Consider the following 17,209-nt stretch of genomic DNA (forward strand, 5'->3'; position numbering starts at 1 on the left):
GCACCGTGACCAAGGCACAGAGAATCGCAGCGGCGTGGGCGAACCTGCCCGCGCCCGAGTTGACCGACCAGGTCCGCCTCCTGGTCAAGGCCCGTGACGCCGGCGCCCGCGCCGTCTGGTCGGCCGTGCGCGAGGACAACGTGATCGCCGCGCGCGTGCGCGGCGCGTTGGCGGGTTTGAAGGCCGAGTACCGCGGTCACCGCGACGAGGCCATGTGGCTGATGTGGATCGGCCAGGTCCAGCAGCAGCTCGCCGTGCAGGCCGCCGCTCCGGTCGTGGAGACCGCGGTCGAGGACGTCACGCCCGAGCTGGAGCCGGTCGTCATGGAGGAGTGGACGCACCGGCCGGAGCCGACCGCGCCGCGTCCGGCCAACGACGCGCCGCCCGTGCTGTTCCAGGAGCCGGCCTCGTCCTCGAAGTAGGCGTCAGCCCTCCGAGCGTCGCGGCCGGTGCCGGAAGTGACGTGGCGCACACACCGGTACGGGCCTCGCGGACGGTCGGTTCGGGCGCGATGATGCGATTGGAGCCGGACGGGCGAGCCGGCGGAAGCGAGGGCGGGCGGTGGTGTCGACCGGCTCCCGGCGGGTGGTGAGCCAGGACCAGGTGGTGCGCGGCGCCTGCCGGTTCTTCCGGCGGCACGGCCGGGTCGACATGGACGCGTTGGCGACGAGCCTCGCCATCAGCCGAGCCACGCTCTACCGGGTCGTGCGCAGCCGGGACGGCCTGCTGGCCGACGTGCTGTGGGTGTTGGCCGACCGACTGCTGGCCCGTGCCCGGCAGGAGCGCACGAACGGCGGCGTGGAGGGCGTCCTGGAGGTCACGCGGCGGTTCGTCGCGGAACTGCGGGCGGACGAGCCGTTCCGGGCGTTCCTGCGCGGTGAGCCCGAGACGGCGGCGCGGGTGCTGTTCAACGCGTCCGGCGGCGTGCACCGGCGGGCGGTGTCGGCGCAGAAGGAGATCCTGCTCGAAGTCGACGACGGGCCGTGGTCGACAGCCGCCCTGGACCAGGTGGCGTTCCTCTACGTGCGCATCGTGGAGTCCACGCTCTACGCCGAACTGCTCACCGGCGCGCCGCTGGACCCCGACCTGGCCGAAACGGCGGCCCGCACGATCCTGCTGCGACACCGCTGATCCGACGACTTCCCACTGCTGCGACAGCGGTCTCACGATGGTCCCGCGTCCTGGTGCGCGGCGTGCGCGGCCGGCTACGGTCGGCGATGATCCCCATCCCCCATCGCTGTGGGAGCCGGTATGTCACCTTCCCCTTGGCGCCGCCTCGGCCTGGCCGCCGCCGTGCTCGGTCTGCTCCTCCCGATGTCCGTCCCCGCCTCCGCCGCGCCCGGTCCCCTGCCGCGCGTCGTCGGCCCGCTGCCGGGGACCGTGCCGGGTGACCGGCTGGCCGACCGGATCGAGGACACCTACCCGTTCTTCTCCACGCCCGACGACCTCGCCGCCGCCGGTTACGTCGAAGAGGAGTTCCACCTCTCCGGCACGGCCGACGGCTGGGCGGTCGACGGCACGAAGGTCGCCACCGGCGTGCCGTACACGACCCGGGTCATCGTGCGGCGGCCCGCGCACGCGTGGAAGTTCACCGGCACGACGCTGGTCGAGTGGCAGAACGTCACCGCCGGGTACGACCTGGACGCCTTGTGGAACGCCGAGTCCGTCGTCCGCGCGGGTCACGCGTGGGTCGGCGTGTCCGCCCAACGCGTCGGCGTCGACCAGCTCAAGACCTGGAGCCCGGCCCGGTACGGCACGCTGGACGTGACGGGCGGCGGCCGGTTCACCGTCGACGAGCTGTCCTACGACGTGTTCACCCAGGCGGGCCGCGCGATCGACTCGGGCGCGGTCATGGGCGGCCTGCGGACGAAGACGTTGCTGGCCATCGGCGCCTCGCAGTCGGCCGGCCGGATGACCGTGCTGTACGACCGGGTCCTGCCGCAGCAGCAGCCCGTGTTCGACGGCTACGGCTTCATCGTCGGCCCGGCCCCGACCCGGGCCGGCGCGGAGCCGGTCTTCCAGGTGCTGTCGGAGACCGACGTGCGGACGGCGCAACGCCCGGCCGACACCGGTCGCTTCCGCCGCTGGGAGGTCGCAGGCGCGGCGCACTCCGGCTACGAGGGCCAGGCCTACCGCGCGCCGATCTCCGAACGCGACCTCGGCGGCGCGCCGCAGTACGACTGCGACCGGCCGGCGTTCAGCCGGATCCCGATGCACCACGTCACCGCCGCTTCCCACGACCACCTGCGCCGCTGGGTCGAACGCGGCACACCGCCGCCGACGGCCCGGCCGCTGGAGTTCGAGGCGGACGGCGTCACCAAGAAGCGCGACGCGCTCGGCCTCGCCCTCGGCGGCATCCGGTTGTCGCAGCTGGCCGCGCCCAGGGCGGTGAACACCGGCGACAACTCCGGCGAGACGTTCTGCCGCCTGTTCGGCACGCACGTGCCGTTCGACGCGGCCACGTTGGCCCGGCTCTACCCCGAACGCGGCGACTACGTGCGGCAGGTCGTGACCGCCGACGCCGCGAACGTGCACGCCGGCTACCTCCAGCCCGCCGACGCGCGTCAGAACCTGGCGGACGCCGTGGGAGGCACGCGATGAGGATCCCGCTGGTGGCGCTCGTCGTCGCGCTGGTGTCGACCGTCGCGGCGGCGCCCGCCCAGGCCGACGCGCTCACCCCGATCGTGTTCGTCCACGGGCAGCAGGGCTCGGCGCAGCAGTGGCAGTCCAACGCCAAGCGGTTCTCCGGCAACGGCTACCCGGACGCGCTGCTGCACGCCTACGAGTACGACACGAGCATCCCGACCAACGACCACGCCATCGCCGGGCTGGAAGCCTTCGTCGCGGGCGTCCGGGCCCGGACCGGCGCGGCGCAGGTGGACGTGATCGCGCACTCGCGCGGCACGACGGTCATGCACACCTACCTGTCCGCGCCCGAACGGGCCGCGGCGGTGCGGAAGTACGTCAACGTGGACGGGCGGTCCAGCGCCGCGCCACCGGGCGGCGTGCCGACGCTGGCGCTGTGGGGAAGCCTGCAGCCCAACGGCTCCATCGGCGGCGCGACGAACGTCCACCTGACCACCCTGGGCCACACCGAGACCACCACGTCGGCCGACGGTTTCGCCCACATGCACCGGTTCCTGCGCGGCAGGCCCGCCTTCACCACCCGGGTCCTGCCCGAACTGCCCTCTCTGGTCCGGATCGCGGGCCGGGCCACCTACTACCCGCAGAACGCGGGCGTCGCGGGCGTGGTGCAGGTCTGGGAACTGGACAGCCGCACCGGCACGCGGGTCGGCGCGCCCCGGCACACCGTCCGGACCGGCGCGGACGGCTCGTTCGGTCCCCTGCCCGTCAACGGCCGCGAGCACTACGAGCTGGTGGTGCTGCGCGACGGTCAGATGCCCCACCACAACTACTTCGAGCCGTTCGAGCGCAGCGACCGGTTCCTGCGGCTCCAGGTGTCACGCCCCGGCGGCATCACCGACAACATCGACCGGTGCCCGACGCACAGCGCCCTCACCGTCATCCGCAACCGCGAGTGGTGGTCCGACCAGCCCGACAGCGACCGGCTCGAGATCGACGGCGTCAACGTCCTCGAACCGGCCGTCTCGCCCCGGCTGCGGCAGGTCCTCGCCGCGTTCGCGTTCGACGACAACTGCGACCGGGCGTCCACGCCGGGTGTCGCGCTGCCGCCGTTCGCCACGCTGCCGTTCCTGACGGGTGTCGACGCGTACCTGCCCGCGCAGGCCGACGGCGGCGGCGCGATCCGCGTCACCCAGGTTGCGCGCGGCGGCGGGACGCGCACGATCGCGGTGCCGAACTGGCCCTCGGACGCGCACGCCGTCACCGTGCAGTTCAAGGATTACCTCGACAGCGGAACCGGAGGCGTCCGCAGAACGTCCCCCTGATCGGCGAAGGGGGTTCGATGGTCGGGCGCACGTCGTGGTGGTGGTCGCCGTGGTGGACCGTGATCGCGTCCCTGGTGCCGGTGACGCTGGTGTTCTGGGCGATCATCCCGCCCGGCGGCTCCCTCTCGACGTTGCTGTTGGCGTACCTGGCGGCGCTCGCGGTCGGCACGGCGTGGCTGACGATGGCGGGTGTCGCGGTGATCGTGCTGCCCCGGCCACGACTGCGGCACGCCGTGCGGCTGTGGCCGTTCCTGCTGGTGCCGGCGCTGCTCGTGGGTGGCTACGCGGTGGCCGGCACCGACGTGGTGCCGCGCGCCGTGTTCGACGCGCACCGGTCGGGCCTCGAAGCCCTGGTCGCGGAGGCGACACCGGGCAGGCGGATCGACGACCGCGAAGTCGGGTTGTTCACCGTGGACGTCAGCGGGGACAGGCCGGACGGGTGCACGTTGATCACCGTGGGGGGCGCGACCTCGGGATGGGCCCACTGCCCGGACCGCGTGCCGGTCAGCGCCAAGGGGGACGGGTACAGGTTCGAGCAGTTCGAAGATCCCTGGTACCGGTTCAGGTTCGAGTTCTGATCGTCAGAGCCCGGACAAGGCGGGGGTCAGGCGGCGTCCATGGTGGAGCTGCCGGGTGGGCAGGTGGTGGTTCGGCGTCGCGAGGGTGCGCGCGTACTCGCGCAGCAGCCCCGCAACGGTGTAGCGGTCGCCTGACAGCCGCACCGCCAGGTGCGCGTCGGTCAGTCGGCGCAACGACGCTCGTGCCGCCCCGACCGCCAGCTCCGCCGCCACGGCCACCGCCGACGCGGTCAGGCCGGCCGCCGCGCCGGCCAGCAGGCGGAACAGGCGCTGCTCGGCGTCGCCGAGCGCGTCGTAGGAGTACCCGAACGAGACGTCCAACCGGGCCCGCGGATCGTCGTGCACGCCCAGCGCGGCCAACCCGCCGTCCGCGCGCATCTCGGTGACGAGGTCCGCGATCGGCGTCCGCGCGTCCCGGTCGAGGGCGCTGGCCGCTATCCGCAGCGCCAGCGGCAGGTCGTCGCACAGGTCGGCCAGCACCCGCGCGGCCGTCAGCTCCTCCGCCACCAACCGCTCCCCCGCCGACTGCGCCAACAGCCGCACCGCGTCCCCTCGGTCGAGGGCGCCGACGTCGACCACCTGCGCGCCGTCGTGCACGGTCAACCCCGCCAGCCTGTCCCGGCTCGTCACCACCGTGCACGACCCCCGTCCGCCCGGTCTCAGCAGGCGCACGTGGTCGGCCGACGCGGCGTCGTCGAGCACCAGCACGACCTGCCGGTCCGCCACCACCGAGCGGAACAGCGCGGCGGCCTGCTCGTCACCCGTCGGCACGGCGCCCGCCGGCACGCCGAGCCCCACCAGCAGGTGCGCCAGCGCCGCGCCCGCGCTCAACGGCCCACCCGGACCGTGGCCGCGCAGGTCGACGTACAGCTGACCGTCCGGGAACCGGCTCGCGGACCGGTGGCCCCAGTGCACCGCCAAGGCGGTCTTCCCCGCACCGGGCCCACCGGTGACCACGACCAGCCCGCGCTCCGGGCCGCTGGTGGCCGCGTCCAGCTCGACCAACTCCCGGCACCGGCCGACCAGTCCCGCGACACCGGGTGGCAGCTGGCGCGGCGGCACCGGCAGGCACGGCCCGGTCGCCGCGACGCCGCCCGCCTCCGGGTCGGGCATGGTGATGCGGGCCCGTGCCGCCAACCACGCGGCCACCTCCGCGTCGTCGCCGCCGCACGCCCGGACGTAGGTCGTGACCAGCTCGACCCCCGGCAGGGTGGCCCGCCGCAACATGGTCGCCACCGTGCTCGGCGGCAACGCCTCACCGCACCGGCGCGCCCGCCGGTCCAGCTGTCTGTAGGACAGCCCGGCGACCTCCCTGCGGTGTCTGAGCAGCAACACGTAATCGGTGCTGCTCCGGGCACTGACCGGATCCACTGCCATCACGATCGCTTCCCCCCGTTCGCACCGCCCCGCCGTGAAACCTGACGGGACCTCGACCGACGCGACACAGGAGAAGACGACGTCCAGACAAGACGCTGAACGCCCGCTGAACACCCGCGGGCCAGGGCCTCAGCCCGGCCACGACAGGGCGGCGAGCGCGGCGTGGACCATGGTTCGCACGCCGACCGGCAGGGCGCGTTCGTCCGGGTGGAAACTCGGCTGGTGCAGGTCGCCCTGCGGGCCCTCGCCCGGCCAGGTGCCCAGCCGCGCGTACGAGCCGGGCACGTGCTCCAGGTACCAGCCGAAGTCCTCGCCGCCGGTGGACTGGGCGGTCGACACGACGGCCTGCGGGCCGAGCGCGGTGGTGATCGCCTGCTGCAAGACCGCGGTGCTCTCCGGGTCGTTGTCGACCACGGGCACGGCACGGACGTGGTCGAGCGCGAACCGCACGCCCGTCGGCTTCAGCAACGCGCCGACGATCTCCTCCACCAACACGGGCAACCGCTCGTTGACCGCCGGGTCGCCGGTGCGCAGCGTGCCGCGCAGCAAGCCTTCGCGCGGCGTGCCGTCCGGCGTTTCCGGCGCGTCCATGAGGCCCCACGCCAGCACCGTCCCGGACCGGGGGTCGACGCGGCGCGCCAGCATCGCGGGCAGCCCGGTCGCCACCACGCCGAGCGCGTGCACCACGTCGCAGTCCAGTTCGTTGCGCCTGCCCGCCCCGCACGCGCCCACCCGCAGTTCGAGCATGTCGCACGCGGACGTGACCGGTCCGACCCTGATCCCGACCCGGCCGACGGGCACCTTCGGGTCGCAGTGCAGGCCGAAGATCCGCTCGACGCCCTCGACCCCGCCCGCCTCGATCACGTCGCGCGCCCCGCCCGGCTCCTCCTCCGCCGGCTGGAACAGCAACCGCACCCTGCCCGGCAACCCCGGCGCGGACGCCAACGCCGCCGCCGCGCCGAGCAGGATCGCGGTGTGCACGTCGTGGCCGCACGCGTGCGAGACGCCCGGCACGCTCGACGCCCACGAGGCGCCGGTGGTCTCCGGCACGGCCAGCGCGTCGATGTCGGCGCGCAGGGCGACGCACCGCGGCCCGCTGCCGACCTCGCAGATCACGCCGGTCCCGACCGGCAGCACCCGCGGTTCGAGGCCGAGCGAGCGCAGGACCTCCACGATCGTCGCCGTGATGCGGAACTCCTTGCGCCTCAGCTCGGGGTTCGCGTGCAGGGTGCGCCGCCACGACACCACCTGCGCCGGGTTCGCGTCGAGCCACTCGTCCAACCACCGCGGACCGCGCCGGCGCCGAGGTCGGCCACCGGCGCCCGTTCCCCGGCCGTCGGGCCGAACGGGACGACGCCGGCCGGCGTCGGCCGCGGGGTGCTGGCAACAGAAGTCATGGTGGCTCGCCGTTCGTGCCAGGGCGTCAGGCCGCCGCGGGTGCGACACGTCGCTCGTGTCGGGGCACATCCTCGCCCACTCCGCGTGCAAGATCCACTGCACCGAGTCGCAATCGCCCGTTCGGATGGCCGGTGCCACTGCCGCGCGCCGCCCGTCCACAACCGCGGGCCTGTCCGACGACCTGCTGCCCAGCCTGACGCCCGTGCCCGGCAAGCCGCGTGCTCGACGGCGGCGAGTTCGCGCCGTTCCTCGATGGCACCGAGGACCCGACGCACGTCTACTTCCGCCGCCGCGAGCCGCGCATGGCGTTCGGCGGGCGTGATTCGGGCGCCGACGACACGCGGAAGGTGGTGGGCACGGCCGAGGTGGCGGGCCCCGGCTGCGCGGGGCCGCGAACCTCGCGCAGCCGGCTCCGTCAGCGGCGGTTGAGCCGGTCGAACGACGCCGGTTCGCGCGTCGTCGGCACGCCCGCGATCACGGGCTTGCCCGCGCTGAACACCCACGTGCGGAACAGGGCGTCCAGATCGCGCCCCGCGACCTCCTCCGCGAACGCGGCGAACTCGGCCGACGTGGCGTTGCCGTGCGCCTTGCGCTCGGCCCACGTCCGCAGCGTCCGGTAGAACACCTCGTCACCGACCTCCGTCCGCAACGCGTGCAACGCCAGCGCCCCGCGCTCGTGCACCGCCGCGCCGTACAGGTACCGCGGCGTCGGGTCGGCCACCGCCACGTCCCAGATCTCGTGGTCGGCCGCGTAGTAGCGGTAGGTCCAGTCCGCGATCTCCCGCGCGGTGCCCTCGCCGTTGGCCTCCGACCACAGCCACTCCGCGTAGGTGGCGAACCCCTCGCTCAGCCAGATGTCGCTCCACCGGCTGATCGACACCGAGTTGCCGAACCACTGGTGCGCCATCTCGTGCGCCACGACGTACGTGTCCGGCCCGTTGCGGAACGCGCCCGCCGGGTACGCCGGCCGGGTCTGCGTCTCCATCGGCAACGACCGGTACGGCGTGACCAGACCGCCCATCTCCCCCATCGGGTACGGGCCGAACCTGTCCTCCAGGAACCGCACCACCTCCGGCGTGCGCTCCACGCTCTCCCGGGCCGCCGTGCCGGTCAACGCGGTCGAGTAGGCGTTCACGACCGGCCTGCCGTCGGCCGTGGTGGACCGCCGCACGTCGAACTGGCCCATCGCCAGGAACGTCACGTGCGGCGCCTGCGGCCGGTCGCCGACCCAGTGCCACGTGGTCCGGCCGTCGGCCCCCGGTTCGGCGCCGACCAGCGCGCCGTTGGAGATGGCCTCCATCCCGGTCGGCACGGAGATCGAGACGTCGTAGGTGGCCTTGTCGCTCGGGTGGTCGTTGACCGGGTACCACCACGGGGACATCGTCGGCGCGGCGATCGCCAGCGCGCCGTCCGCCGTCTGCCGCCACTTCGTGATCGGCGACTCCGCGTGCGTCCACGACGGTGACGCCGAGTACCCCACCTCCACCGTGACGGACGTGCCCGCGGGCACGTCGCGGCCCGCGCTCACCAGCATCTGGCCCGCGTGCTGCGCGGCGCCGACGTCCCGCCCGTCCACCTTGGCCCACCGCCCGGGCAGCCAGAAGTCGAAGTAGAACCCCGACATCTCCCGCGTGGTGGTCAGCCGGATGGTCGCGGCGCCCGTCAGCACGTCCGTGGTCGGCTCGTAGGACAGCCGCAGGTCGTAGTGCTGGACGTCGTAGCCCTCGTTGCCGGCGCGGGGGAAGTACGGGTCGCCCAGCCCCGGGCCGGGGTCGCTCGCGTGCGCGGGCGCGGCCGATAACACCAGCGCCGCGACGACCAGCCCGGACAACTTCGCTCTCACGTGTGATCCTCCTTCGTCGAGGGCGGTTGCGCCCTTCGTCACGAAGACGTCACGAGAGGTGATCATGTTGCGCTGGGGAGTTCTTCGCCACGACGTGCAACGGATCGGCCGGGTTCCCCGTTGAGGGGCGTGATCACAAGCCAAGTGCCCGATCGGGAGAGCGCCGATGGAGTTCGGTGAGTACGTGGTCGGGCGGCGTCCGGCGCTGATGCGGTTCGCCACGGTGCTGACCTGCCAGACCTGGCTGGCCGAGGACATCGTCAGCGACGTGCTCGGCCGCGCCTTCGAGCGGTGGGACCGGATCTCGGTGATGGCCGAGCCGCACGCCTACGTGCGGCGGATGGTCGTCAACGAGTACCTGTCCTGGCGACGGCGGCTGGCCCGCACCTCGCCGAGGGCCGAGGTCGACCCGGAGACGCCGTTCGGCGACGGCGCCGACGAACGGGCGCAGCGCGACGCGATGGTCCGCCGACTGGCCCGCCTGCCCCGGCGGCAACGCGCGGCGGTCGTGCTGCGCTACTACGCCGGCCTGACCGACGCCGAGATCGCCGCCGAGCTGGGCTGCCGGGTGTCGACGGTGCGCAGCCAGATCTCCCGGGCGCTCGCGACCCTCCGCGTCGACCTGACCGCCAACCCCCACGCCTACCAGGAGACGAGATGACCGACCTGCGCGCGCTCCACGACGCCTTCGAGGAACTGGAACGACGGGCCGACGCCGCGACCGCCCGCATGTCGCTCGACCTCCCGCCGCGCACGCGCACCGCTGCCCGGTCGGGCGTCCGGTTGGCGCCGATCGCCCTCGCGGCGGCCGTGGTGGCCGGTGTGGCGACCGGCGCGGCGCTGCTCGTGCCGAACAACGACCCCGTCACGGAGGCCGCCCCGCCCGGCACGTCCTCGACCGCGCCGCCCGTCACCACCACGTCCACCCCGCCGCCTCCCGCCCACGAGACGCCCGAGGTGCTGGCCGAGCGGTTCCGGGCCGTGCTCGGCGACCTGGCGACGTTCGTGGTGACCGAGACCGGGCCCGGCGCGTCGACGTGGACCCTGCCCGAGGGCCCGCCCACCGGTGCGCCGACCAACCTCGACCCCAAGCCGACCAAGCAGATCGGTTCGTCGATCGGCGGCACGCTCACCGCGACCGGCGTGACCGGGGGCTTCGACCTGCTGATGTACCCGGGCAACGCAGGCGACAAGGCACAGTGCAGCCTGCCGGACGAGCCGAGCTGCACCGTGCGCGAGCTGCCCGACGGCTCGTCGCTCGCCACCAGCCAGTTCGGGCTGGAGACCTCGGGTCTGACCAACGAGGTCAAGCTCACCCGCCCCGACGGCCTCGTGTTCGTCATGCACATCAGCAACCGGGAGTCGCCGAAGGGGCGCGGTCCCGTGCTGGGCCCGCACCCACCGCTGACCGTCGAGCAGTTGGTGGAGATCGCCACCTCCGACCGCTGGTGACGGCACGACCCGGGCCTGCGCACCGGGTGGTGGGGATCGCGGGACCGTGCCGCGATCCCCACCACCGTGATCAAGCCCTGAGGCGATAGGCCCGCAGGACGGTCTGGTCGACGGTGTTGCCGTCCGTGTCGGAAGCGACGACCCGCAGCGAGACGTGCCCGCCCGGCTGCCCGCCCGCCGGCACCATCGACCTCATCGGCTTCCAGGTCGCGCCGTCGTCGAACGACGCGAACGCCTTGACCTCGCGCACGGTCGCCTTGCCCGCACCCGCCTGCCGCGACACGGTGAACCGCACCGGCAGCGGCAGCCCGGCCCGGGCGCTGTTGCGGAGGTCGAGCGGGATCTCGTAGTCCACCTGCAACAGCGGCAGCTTGCCTTCCGCCGTGGCCGCGCTGGTGAAGCCCCACGTCGAGTGCACGTTCGTGGACAGCTCCAGCTGCGGCGCGCCGCGCGCCGCGTCGACGGAGAGCTCGTAGCGGCCGGGCTCGGCGGGCACCTCCCACCGGCCCTGCCGCGGGTCGCCGGTGAACCCGAGCGACACGCCGTCCCGCTTGAGGTCCATGCTGCCGTAGCCGGTGCCCGACCAGGACTCGACCGCGCGGTCGGTGGCGAACGGCGAGATCTTCGCCTCGATGCCGTTCCCGGTGCGGGTCACGCCGCCGCCCGCCGCCCACTGCACGACCGACGTCCCGCCGAGCCGGGGCGCGGCGACCGCCGCGTTCCAGTCACGCCGGTACTGCCTGCCCGGCTCGAACACGGCCGGTTCGAGGTCGGACCAGATGCCGACCAGCGGGTCACGGGCGTCCGCGCCGAACATGCGGCCGATGAAACCCTCCTGGTACCAGCCGATGTCGTGGCCCGCGCTGTAGAACTCGGTGCGCGCGACCGGTGCGACCAGCGCCTCGTCCAGCAACACGCCCAGGCTGTTCACGGTGGCGCCGCGCACCATCGGGTACAGGCGCTGGCGGACCAGGCCGTCACCGCCCGACGACCGGTAGCGGGCCTTGACCTCGGCCAGCTCGCCGCGCTGCACCCGGTACGCCTTGCCGGCCGGCAGCACGCCCCGTTCCGGGAAGAACAGGTTGTAGCTGACCGGCGACGAGTCGATCGCGCGGAGCTCGACCTCGCGCCCGATCGGCAGCTGCGCCGCGCCGTGGTCGGACGCCGACAGCACCGGCAACGCGGTCTGCGCCGCGCTCGGGAACGGCAGCGGCCCGACCAGCAGCACGGCCGCCGCGCCCGCGTCCTTCAGCTGCTGCGCCACGGCGTAGAGGTCCTCGTCGCCACTGTCGACCAGCACGAGCGCGCCCTTGACGTCACCGTCACGCCGGGCCGTGCGGAACTTGTGCGTGCCGGGTGTGAAGTACGGGCTCGCGTCGGCGTAGCGCACCGGCAGGCCGAGCCCGCGCAACGCGATCCGGGGCTGCGCCGCCTTGAGCGTGGTCGAGTAGGACAGCTGCGGCAACGGGTCGCCGAACGACAGCCCGTACACCGGCGTGGAGCCCTCGACCGGGCCGCTGACGCCGGAGTTCTTGCCCGGCTCCATCGGCACGCTCAGGTCGACCTCCCGGTGCAGCGGTCGCACGTCGCCATCCTTGAGGTCGACCGTGATCGGCTCACCCCGCGCGGCGTCGAGCCGGAGGTCCACGTCGGCGGCCAGCGACACCTTCCCCGCGACCTCGGTGACCGAGATCGGCGTGTACCAGCTCGCGAGCGCGGAGTGCTGCTCGACGCGGCCGAGCACGGCGTAGTCGGAGACCGGCAGCTTGGTCGTGCCGCGGCCCTCGGCGTCCAGCAGGAGGGTGCTCGACTTCCCGGTCTTCAGGTCGACGAGCAGCAGGAACTCGTTCACCGGCGCCTTGCCGTCGCGCCCGGTCAGCTCGACGGTGAGCGCGTGGCGTTCCTCCTGCACGTACGCGCCGACCGACGTGGTGAGGCTGATGCCGTCGGCGGTCGCCTTCACGTGCCCGAAGAACGTGCCGAGGCCCTTGCGCGGGTCCAGTTGCACGACCACCGGCGCGGCCCCGTGCGCGGGCACCGTGACGGTCGACGGCACGCTGAAGTCGGCGCCGAGGTCGTGCCGGAGTTCCAGCGCGACGGGCTGGTCGCCGTCGTTGTGGTAGGTGATCGTCTTCTCGTGCACCTCGGTGTGCGGCCACTCCACCAGCCCGAACGAGAGGCTGCCGACGTCCGCGCGCACCCGCTGCTCGACCGCGCGCCGCACGTCCAGCAATCCCGTGCCGACGTGGTCGGGCGAGTCCGCGACCGGCTTGACCGACGCCATCAGGTGGGCCTTGAGCTGCGGCGCGGTCCACGTGGGATGGCGCTGCGCCAGGATCGCGGCGGCGCCCGCCACGTGCGGCGCGGCCATCGACGTGCCGGTCAGCCGCGCGTGCAGGTCGCCGACCGCCTCGTCCGGCAGCGTGCCGTTCGCCCGTGCCGCCACGATGTCCGTGCCGGGCGCGGCGATGTCCGGCTTGACCGCGTAGTCGCCGAACCGCGGCCCGCGCGAGGACGACTCGTTGAGCCGCCCCTGCTTGGTCAGGTTCGCGACCGCCAGCGCCCCGTCGGCCGCGGCGGGCGCCGAGACCTTGCGGTAGGTGTAGTCGTTGCCCGCCGCGACCACGAACAACGTGCCCGTCTCGGCGGTGAGCCGGTCGACGGCCTGCGACAGCGGGTCGGAGCCGTCGGACTGGTTGCCGCCGAGGCTCATGTTGACGACCTTGGCCTTCACCTCGCGAGCGGCCCACTCCATGCCCGCGATGATCGCGCTCTCCGGGCAGCCCCACACGCCGCAGACCCGTCCGACGGCGAGCTTCGCGCCCTTGGCGACCCCGCTGTACCTGCCGCCGCGCCCGGCGACGGTGGCCGCGACGTGCGTGCCGTGGCCGACGTCGTCCTGGATGCCCTCGCCGGTGAAGTCCTCGGCGGCCACCACGACGTCCTTCAGCTCCGGGTGCTGCTGGTCGTAGCCGGTGTCCAGGACCGCGACGGTCACCCCGCCGCCGTCGAACCCGGCCTGCCACGCGCCCGGCGCGTCCACCATCGGCACGCTCTGGTCGAGCGTGATCCTCGCCTTGCCGTCCAGCCAGAGCTTGCCCGCGCTCGCGATGCCCACCCGGCGGTCGGCCCACCTCCGCGCGGCCTCGGACTTCACGACCGCGGCCGCCGCCCGGAACCCATCCGTGAGCAGCGGGATCCGGTCGGTCCTCGCGTCGTCGTAGCCGAAGTCGAGCAGTGCCGTGATGTCGAAGAACCTCTTGTCGACGCGGTCCTGCGCCAGCTCCGCGAGCGCGTCCTCCGGCACGACGAACTGGTGGTCCTCTTCGACGTACCGGGCGAACCGCGCCCCCGGCCGCCCCTCGACGCGGACGAGCGCCCCCTGCTCGTCGACGACCACCTTGTCACCGGTGATCAACGTGATGGCGCGGGGCTGTGCCCCGACCACCGGCGCCGCCTGTGCCGCCACCGGGCTCACCAGCCCGGCCGCCAGCAAGGCGACCACCAACCAGCGTGCTTGACGCACCTGACCTCCCCAGTCGTGAACGCGCTATGCCGGTGGAGACTCTCCGACGTGCTCACAGGTTGCTCGGACGGTGAAACCGGTCGTTCACGGTCCGGCGGACAAGAGTGATCACCTGCCTGTCCTGAAGAACCACGCGACTTCTGTCAGGGTGGGAACGGTGGAACGGACGATGACCGCCGCGGTGCTCACCCGTCACGGAGGGCTCGACGCGCTCCTGGTGCGCGACGACTGGCCAGTGCCCGTCCCCGGTGAGGGCGAGGTGCTGGTCCGGGTGACGGCGGCGGCCGTGAACAACACCGACATCTGGACGAGGGAAGGCGCGTACGGCCTGCCCGGACAACCGGACGCCCTGGCCGGGTGGCGTGGCCCGCTGCGGTTCCCGCGCGTGCAGGGCGGTGACATCGCGGGCGTGGTCGACGCGGTCGGGCCCGGTGCGGCGCGCGAGCTGGTGGGCAGGCGGGTCCTCGTCGACCCGGCGATCTACCGCGACGGCGGCCCGCACGCACCGCCGGTCGGGCTGCTCGGCAGCGAGGCCGACGGAGGGTTCGCCGAGCACGTCGCCGTCCCGGCCGACCAGGCGCACGACGTCACGGCGTCACCGTTGACCGACGACCAGCTCGACTGCCTGCCCGTGGCCTACGGCACCGCGATGGGCATGCTCGAGCGCGCCGGTCTCCGGGCCGGTGAGACGGTGCTCGTCACCGGCGCGTCCGGTGGCGTCGGCTTGGCGCTCGTGCAGCTCGCAGCCGCACGCGGCGCGCACGTCGTCGCCGTCACCAGCTCCGCCAAGGCCGACGCGGTCGCCGAGGCCGGTGCGAGCCGGGTCGTCACCCGGGACGTCGGCGACGTCGCCGAGCAGGTGCGCTCGGTCGTGCCGTCCGGGTTGGACGCGGTCGCCGACGTCGCCGGTGGTCCTGAGCTGGCCGCCCTGTTGCCGCTGGTGCGCGACGACGGGCGGTGGGTGATCGCCGGCGCGGTCGCGGGGCCCGTGGTGTCGTTCGACCTGCGCCGGCTCTACCTGCACAACATCGCCCTGATCGGCTCGTCCATGCACACGCGGGAACACTTCGCCGAGCTCGTCGAGACCGCTCGCGCCGGTGCGATCAGCCCTCGCGTCGCCGGGCGGCACCGCCTCGTCGCCGTCCACGAGGCGCAGCGGCGGTTCCGCGAGGGCCGGCACGTCGGCAAGATCGTCGTCCTGCCCTGACCGACGTGCCGGCCTCGCTCAGATCGCGGAGCAGTCGGCCTTGTCGGTCCAGTCCGTGCCGCACCGGTAGAGCGCGAAGGGCGTGGTGTAGCCGTAACGGGCGCCGAGGGTGTTGTACTCGCCGACGTCGACCCGCTGTGCCACGTAGTGGTCCGTCGCGGTGGCGGTGATCGTGTCGGTGTACGGCGGGCGGCTGGTCGTCGTGGTGGGGTTCGTCGGTGCGGTGCCGCCGCCGTCGATGCCCCAGAAGCGGGCCAGGTGGTAGGCGGCGCAGACGTTGACGTCGAGCACGTACGCGGCGGTGGCGCCGCACTGGGTCGCGCCCGTGCCGGGGTCGACGGGCTGGCCGTGGTTCATGCCGGTGATCGAGTAGTGCTCGACCGTGCCGCCGTAGACGCGGTGCGGGTAGCCGGCCACGGTGTCGCTGACGTCCGGGGTCTGGTCGGTGCCGTTGACGTTGGTCCACTGCTCGACCAGTTCGGTCCCGTTGAGCGGGCGCACGGTCGTGTCCGCCGTGCCGTGCCAGATGGACACCTTCGGCCGCGGGCCGGAGTGCGAGAACGCCGCGCGGACCTTGTCGCCCCACTGGGCGGGGCTGAGGTTCGTGCCCGGGTTCATGCAGCCGAACGCGGACGCCACCGAGGTCGCGCAGTGGTAGGGCAGGCCGGCCACGATGCCGCCGCCGGAGAACACGTCCGGGTAGGTGGCGAGCATGACCGCGGTCATCGCGCCGCCCGCGGACAGCCCGCTGACGTACGCGGACGTGGCGCCGTTGTCCTGCTTGGCCTTGTCCACCATCTGCTTGATCGACAGCGCCTCGCCGGAGCCGCGGCGGGTGTCGCCCGCCTCGAACCAGTTGAAGCAGGAGTTGGCGTTGTTCTGGGACTTCTGCTGCGGCACCACGACGGTGAACTTCCAGCGGTCGGCCAACTGCGGCCAACCGGTGGCCGTGCCGTAGCCCGTGGCGTTCTGCGTGCAGCCGTGCAGGGCGACGACGACCGGGCGGCCCGCGGGCAGCCCGGCGGGCACGTAGCGGAACATCTGCAGGTTCCCCGGGTTCGTCCCGAAACCCGTGACCTCCTGCAGGGTCGCGGCGGCGGCGGGTCGTGGCGACGAGACCAGGGAGACCGCGGTGGCCAGTACCACCGCGAGCACCGCGAGGAGAGTCGCGGCGGGACCGCGAACGGCCGGGACGGGGCGACGACGATCCGACATGCGCATCCTCCACGTTGAGTGATGGCGGTCACTGGTGATACGCCGACGCTAGGAGTCCCGCGGGCCGTCCGTCGCTGGTGGACCGCGCCACTGTTCATCGCGCGCCGATGTGTGCAGCCGCCACAGCCGTGGCGCGTCACGAGCGCCCGACCGCCCGCGCCGCGCCGCTCGCGTCCGAGAACCTCGTGGCCATCCCTGATCGGCCACGTCTTCACGGGGCCACGGCGCGACCCACCCAGTGCAATCTCCGATACTTTCGTAAGCCACAGAAGGTAGTGCGATCGTCAGGATCTCCGGCTCTACCTGCGGTCTTGCGTCTCTATAGGCGACCTCAATCCTTGACTCCAACGATCACCGGCTTTAGTTTTCGAAAGCATCAACGCCCACTATCGCAACTTTCGGTCCGATGTCCGGAGCGATACCGGCCGGTCGACCCCCTTGGAGGAAGTGATGTCCAGAACTGCTGTCACCGTTGCCGGCAGGCCGGTGGCACGAGGAGGGCCGCGACGCGTCGCGGCGCTGGCCGGCGCGGTCGGGCTGATCGGCGCGTTGGCCGTCGTCCTGCCGAGCGTGGCCAGCGCCGGCACCACGTTGGGCGCGTCCGCCGCGGAGAGCGGGCGGTACTTCGGCACCGCGGTGGCCGCCAACAAGCTGGGCGACTCGACCTACGTCGGGATCCTCAACCGCGAGTTCGACATGGTGACG

13 protein-coding genes and 1 pseudogene are annotated in these 17,209 nt (G+C 73.2%); 9 read left to right on the forward strand and 5 right to left on the reverse strand.

Features of this window, described 5'->3' with window-relative positions; translation table 11 throughout:
- The first annotated feature begins 5 nt into the window (after positions 1-5).
- The 5 genes from AB0H12_RS42085 (at position 6) to AB0H12_RS42105 (ending at position 4,486) form a co-directional block, all read left to right on the forward strand.
- Positions 6-422: a hypothetical protein gene (locus AB0H12_RS42085; RefSeq protein ID WP_499631360.1), complete on the forward strand. Its 417-nt coding sequence runs from the start codon at positions 6-8 to the stop codon at positions 420-422.
- A gap of 142 nt (positions 423-564) precedes the next feature.
- Positions 565-1,131, forward strand: a complete 567-nt coding sequence (locus AB0H12_RS42090) for a QsdR family transcriptional regulator (RefSeq protein WP_499631362.1) — start codon at positions 565-567, stop codon at positions 1,129-1,131.
- A 120-nt stretch (positions 1,132-1,251) separates the two neighbouring features.
- The gene (locus AB0H12_RS42095) at positions 1,252-2,601 is read left to right on the forward strand and encodes an alpha/beta hydrolase domain-containing protein (RefSeq protein ID WP_499631365.1); all 1,350 of its coding nucleotides are present in this window, start codon (positions 1,252-1,254) and stop codon (positions 2,599-2,601) included.
- Positions 2,598-3,908: a hypothetical protein gene (locus AB0H12_RS42100; protein WP_499631369.1), complete on the forward strand. Its 1,311-nt coding sequence runs from the start codon at positions 2,598-2,600 to the stop codon at positions 3,906-3,908. Before AB0H12_RS42095 ends, AB0H12_RS42100 begins: the two co-directional genes overlap by 4 nt.
- Before the next feature lie 17 nt (positions 3,909-3,925).
- On the forward strand, positions 3,926-4,486 hold the full coding sequence (locus tag AB0H12_RS42105; protein WP_499631371.1) for a hypothetical protein: 561 nt from the start codon (positions 3,926-3,928) through the stop codon (positions 4,484-4,486).
- Between the two features lie 3 nt (positions 4,487-4,489).
- Here the strand turns inward: AB0H12_RS42105 and AB0H12_RS42110 are convergent, their stop codons facing one another.
- From AB0H12_RS42110 to AB0H12_RS42120, 3 genes are all read right to left on the reverse strand, one after another.
- A complete protein-coding gene (locus AB0H12_RS42110) occupies positions 4,490-5,821 on the reverse strand; it encodes a hypothetical protein (protein WP_499631374.1) in 1,332 nt (443 codons plus the stop codon).
- A gap of 171 nt (positions 5,822-5,992) precedes the next feature.
- Positions 5,993-7,144, reverse strand: a complete 1,152-nt coding sequence (locus AB0H12_RS42115) for an amidohydrolase (protein ID WP_499631377.1) — start codon at positions 7,142-7,144, stop codon at positions 5,993-5,995.
- Positions 7,145-7,676: 532 nt separating this feature from the next.
- Positions 7,677-9,104 carry a M1 family metallopeptidase gene (locus AB0H12_RS42120; protein ID WP_499631380.1) on the reverse strand — a complete coding sequence of 476 codons (1,428 nt, stop codon included), beginning with the start codon at positions 9,102-9,104 and terminating at the stop codon, positions 7,677-7,679.
- 166 nt (positions 9,105-9,270) lie between these two features.
- Between AB0H12_RS42120 and AB0H12_RS42125 the strand changes: the two genes are divergently transcribed.
- Both AB0H12_RS42125 and AB0H12_RS42130 read left to right on the forward strand, forming a co-directional pair.
- The gene (locus AB0H12_RS42125; RefSeq protein ID WP_499631383.1) at positions 9,271-9,765 is read left to right on the forward strand and encodes a SigE family RNA polymerase sigma factor; all 495 of its coding nucleotides are present in this window, start codon (positions 9,271-9,273) and stop codon (positions 9,763-9,765) included.
- Positions 9,762-10,556 (forward strand): hypothetical protein, encoded by a 795-nt coding sequence (locus tag AB0H12_RS42130; protein ID WP_499631386.1) that lies wholly within the window; start codon positions 9,762-9,764, stop codon positions 10,554-10,556. Before AB0H12_RS42125 ends, AB0H12_RS42130 begins: the two co-directional genes overlap by 4 nt.
- Before the next feature lie 70 nt (positions 10,557-10,626).
- Here AB0H12_RS42130 and AB0H12_RS42135 read toward each other — a convergent pair whose 3' ends face one another.
- Positions 10,627-14,082, reverse strand: coding sequence for a S8 family serine peptidase (locus AB0H12_RS42135; protein WP_499631389.1), 3,456 nt, complete (start codon positions 14,080-14,082; stop codon positions 10,627-10,629).
- A gap of 157 nt (positions 14,083-14,239) precedes the next feature.
- Between AB0H12_RS42135 and AB0H12_RS42140 the strand changes: the two genes are divergently transcribed.
- Positions 14,240-15,289, forward strand: a complete 1,050-nt coding sequence (locus AB0H12_RS42140) for a zinc-binding dehydrogenase (protein ID WP_499631391.1) — start codon at positions 14,240-14,242, stop codon at positions 15,287-15,289.
- Positions 15,290-15,307: 18 nt separating this feature from the next.
- Here AB0H12_RS42140 and AB0H12_RS42145 read toward each other — a convergent pair whose 3' ends face one another.
- On the reverse strand, positions 15,308-16,444 hold the full coding sequence (locus AB0H12_RS42145) for an extracellular catalytic domain type 1 short-chain-length polyhydroxyalkanoate depolymerase (RefSeq protein ID WP_499631395.1): 1,137 nt from the start codon (positions 16,442-16,444) through the stop codon (positions 15,308-15,310).
- 510 nt (positions 16,445-16,954) lie between these two features.
- Between AB0H12_RS42145 and AB0H12_RS42150 the strand changes: the two are divergent.
- Positions 16,955-17,209: pseudogene (locus AB0H12_RS42150) on the forward strand (hypothetical protein); the annotation flags it as partial.

Source organism: Actinosynnema sp. NPDC023794 (assembly GCF_040639675.1).
Lineage (GTDB): Bacteria > Actinomycetota > Actinomycetes > Mycobacteriales > Pseudonocardiaceae > Actinosynnema > Actinosynnema luteola.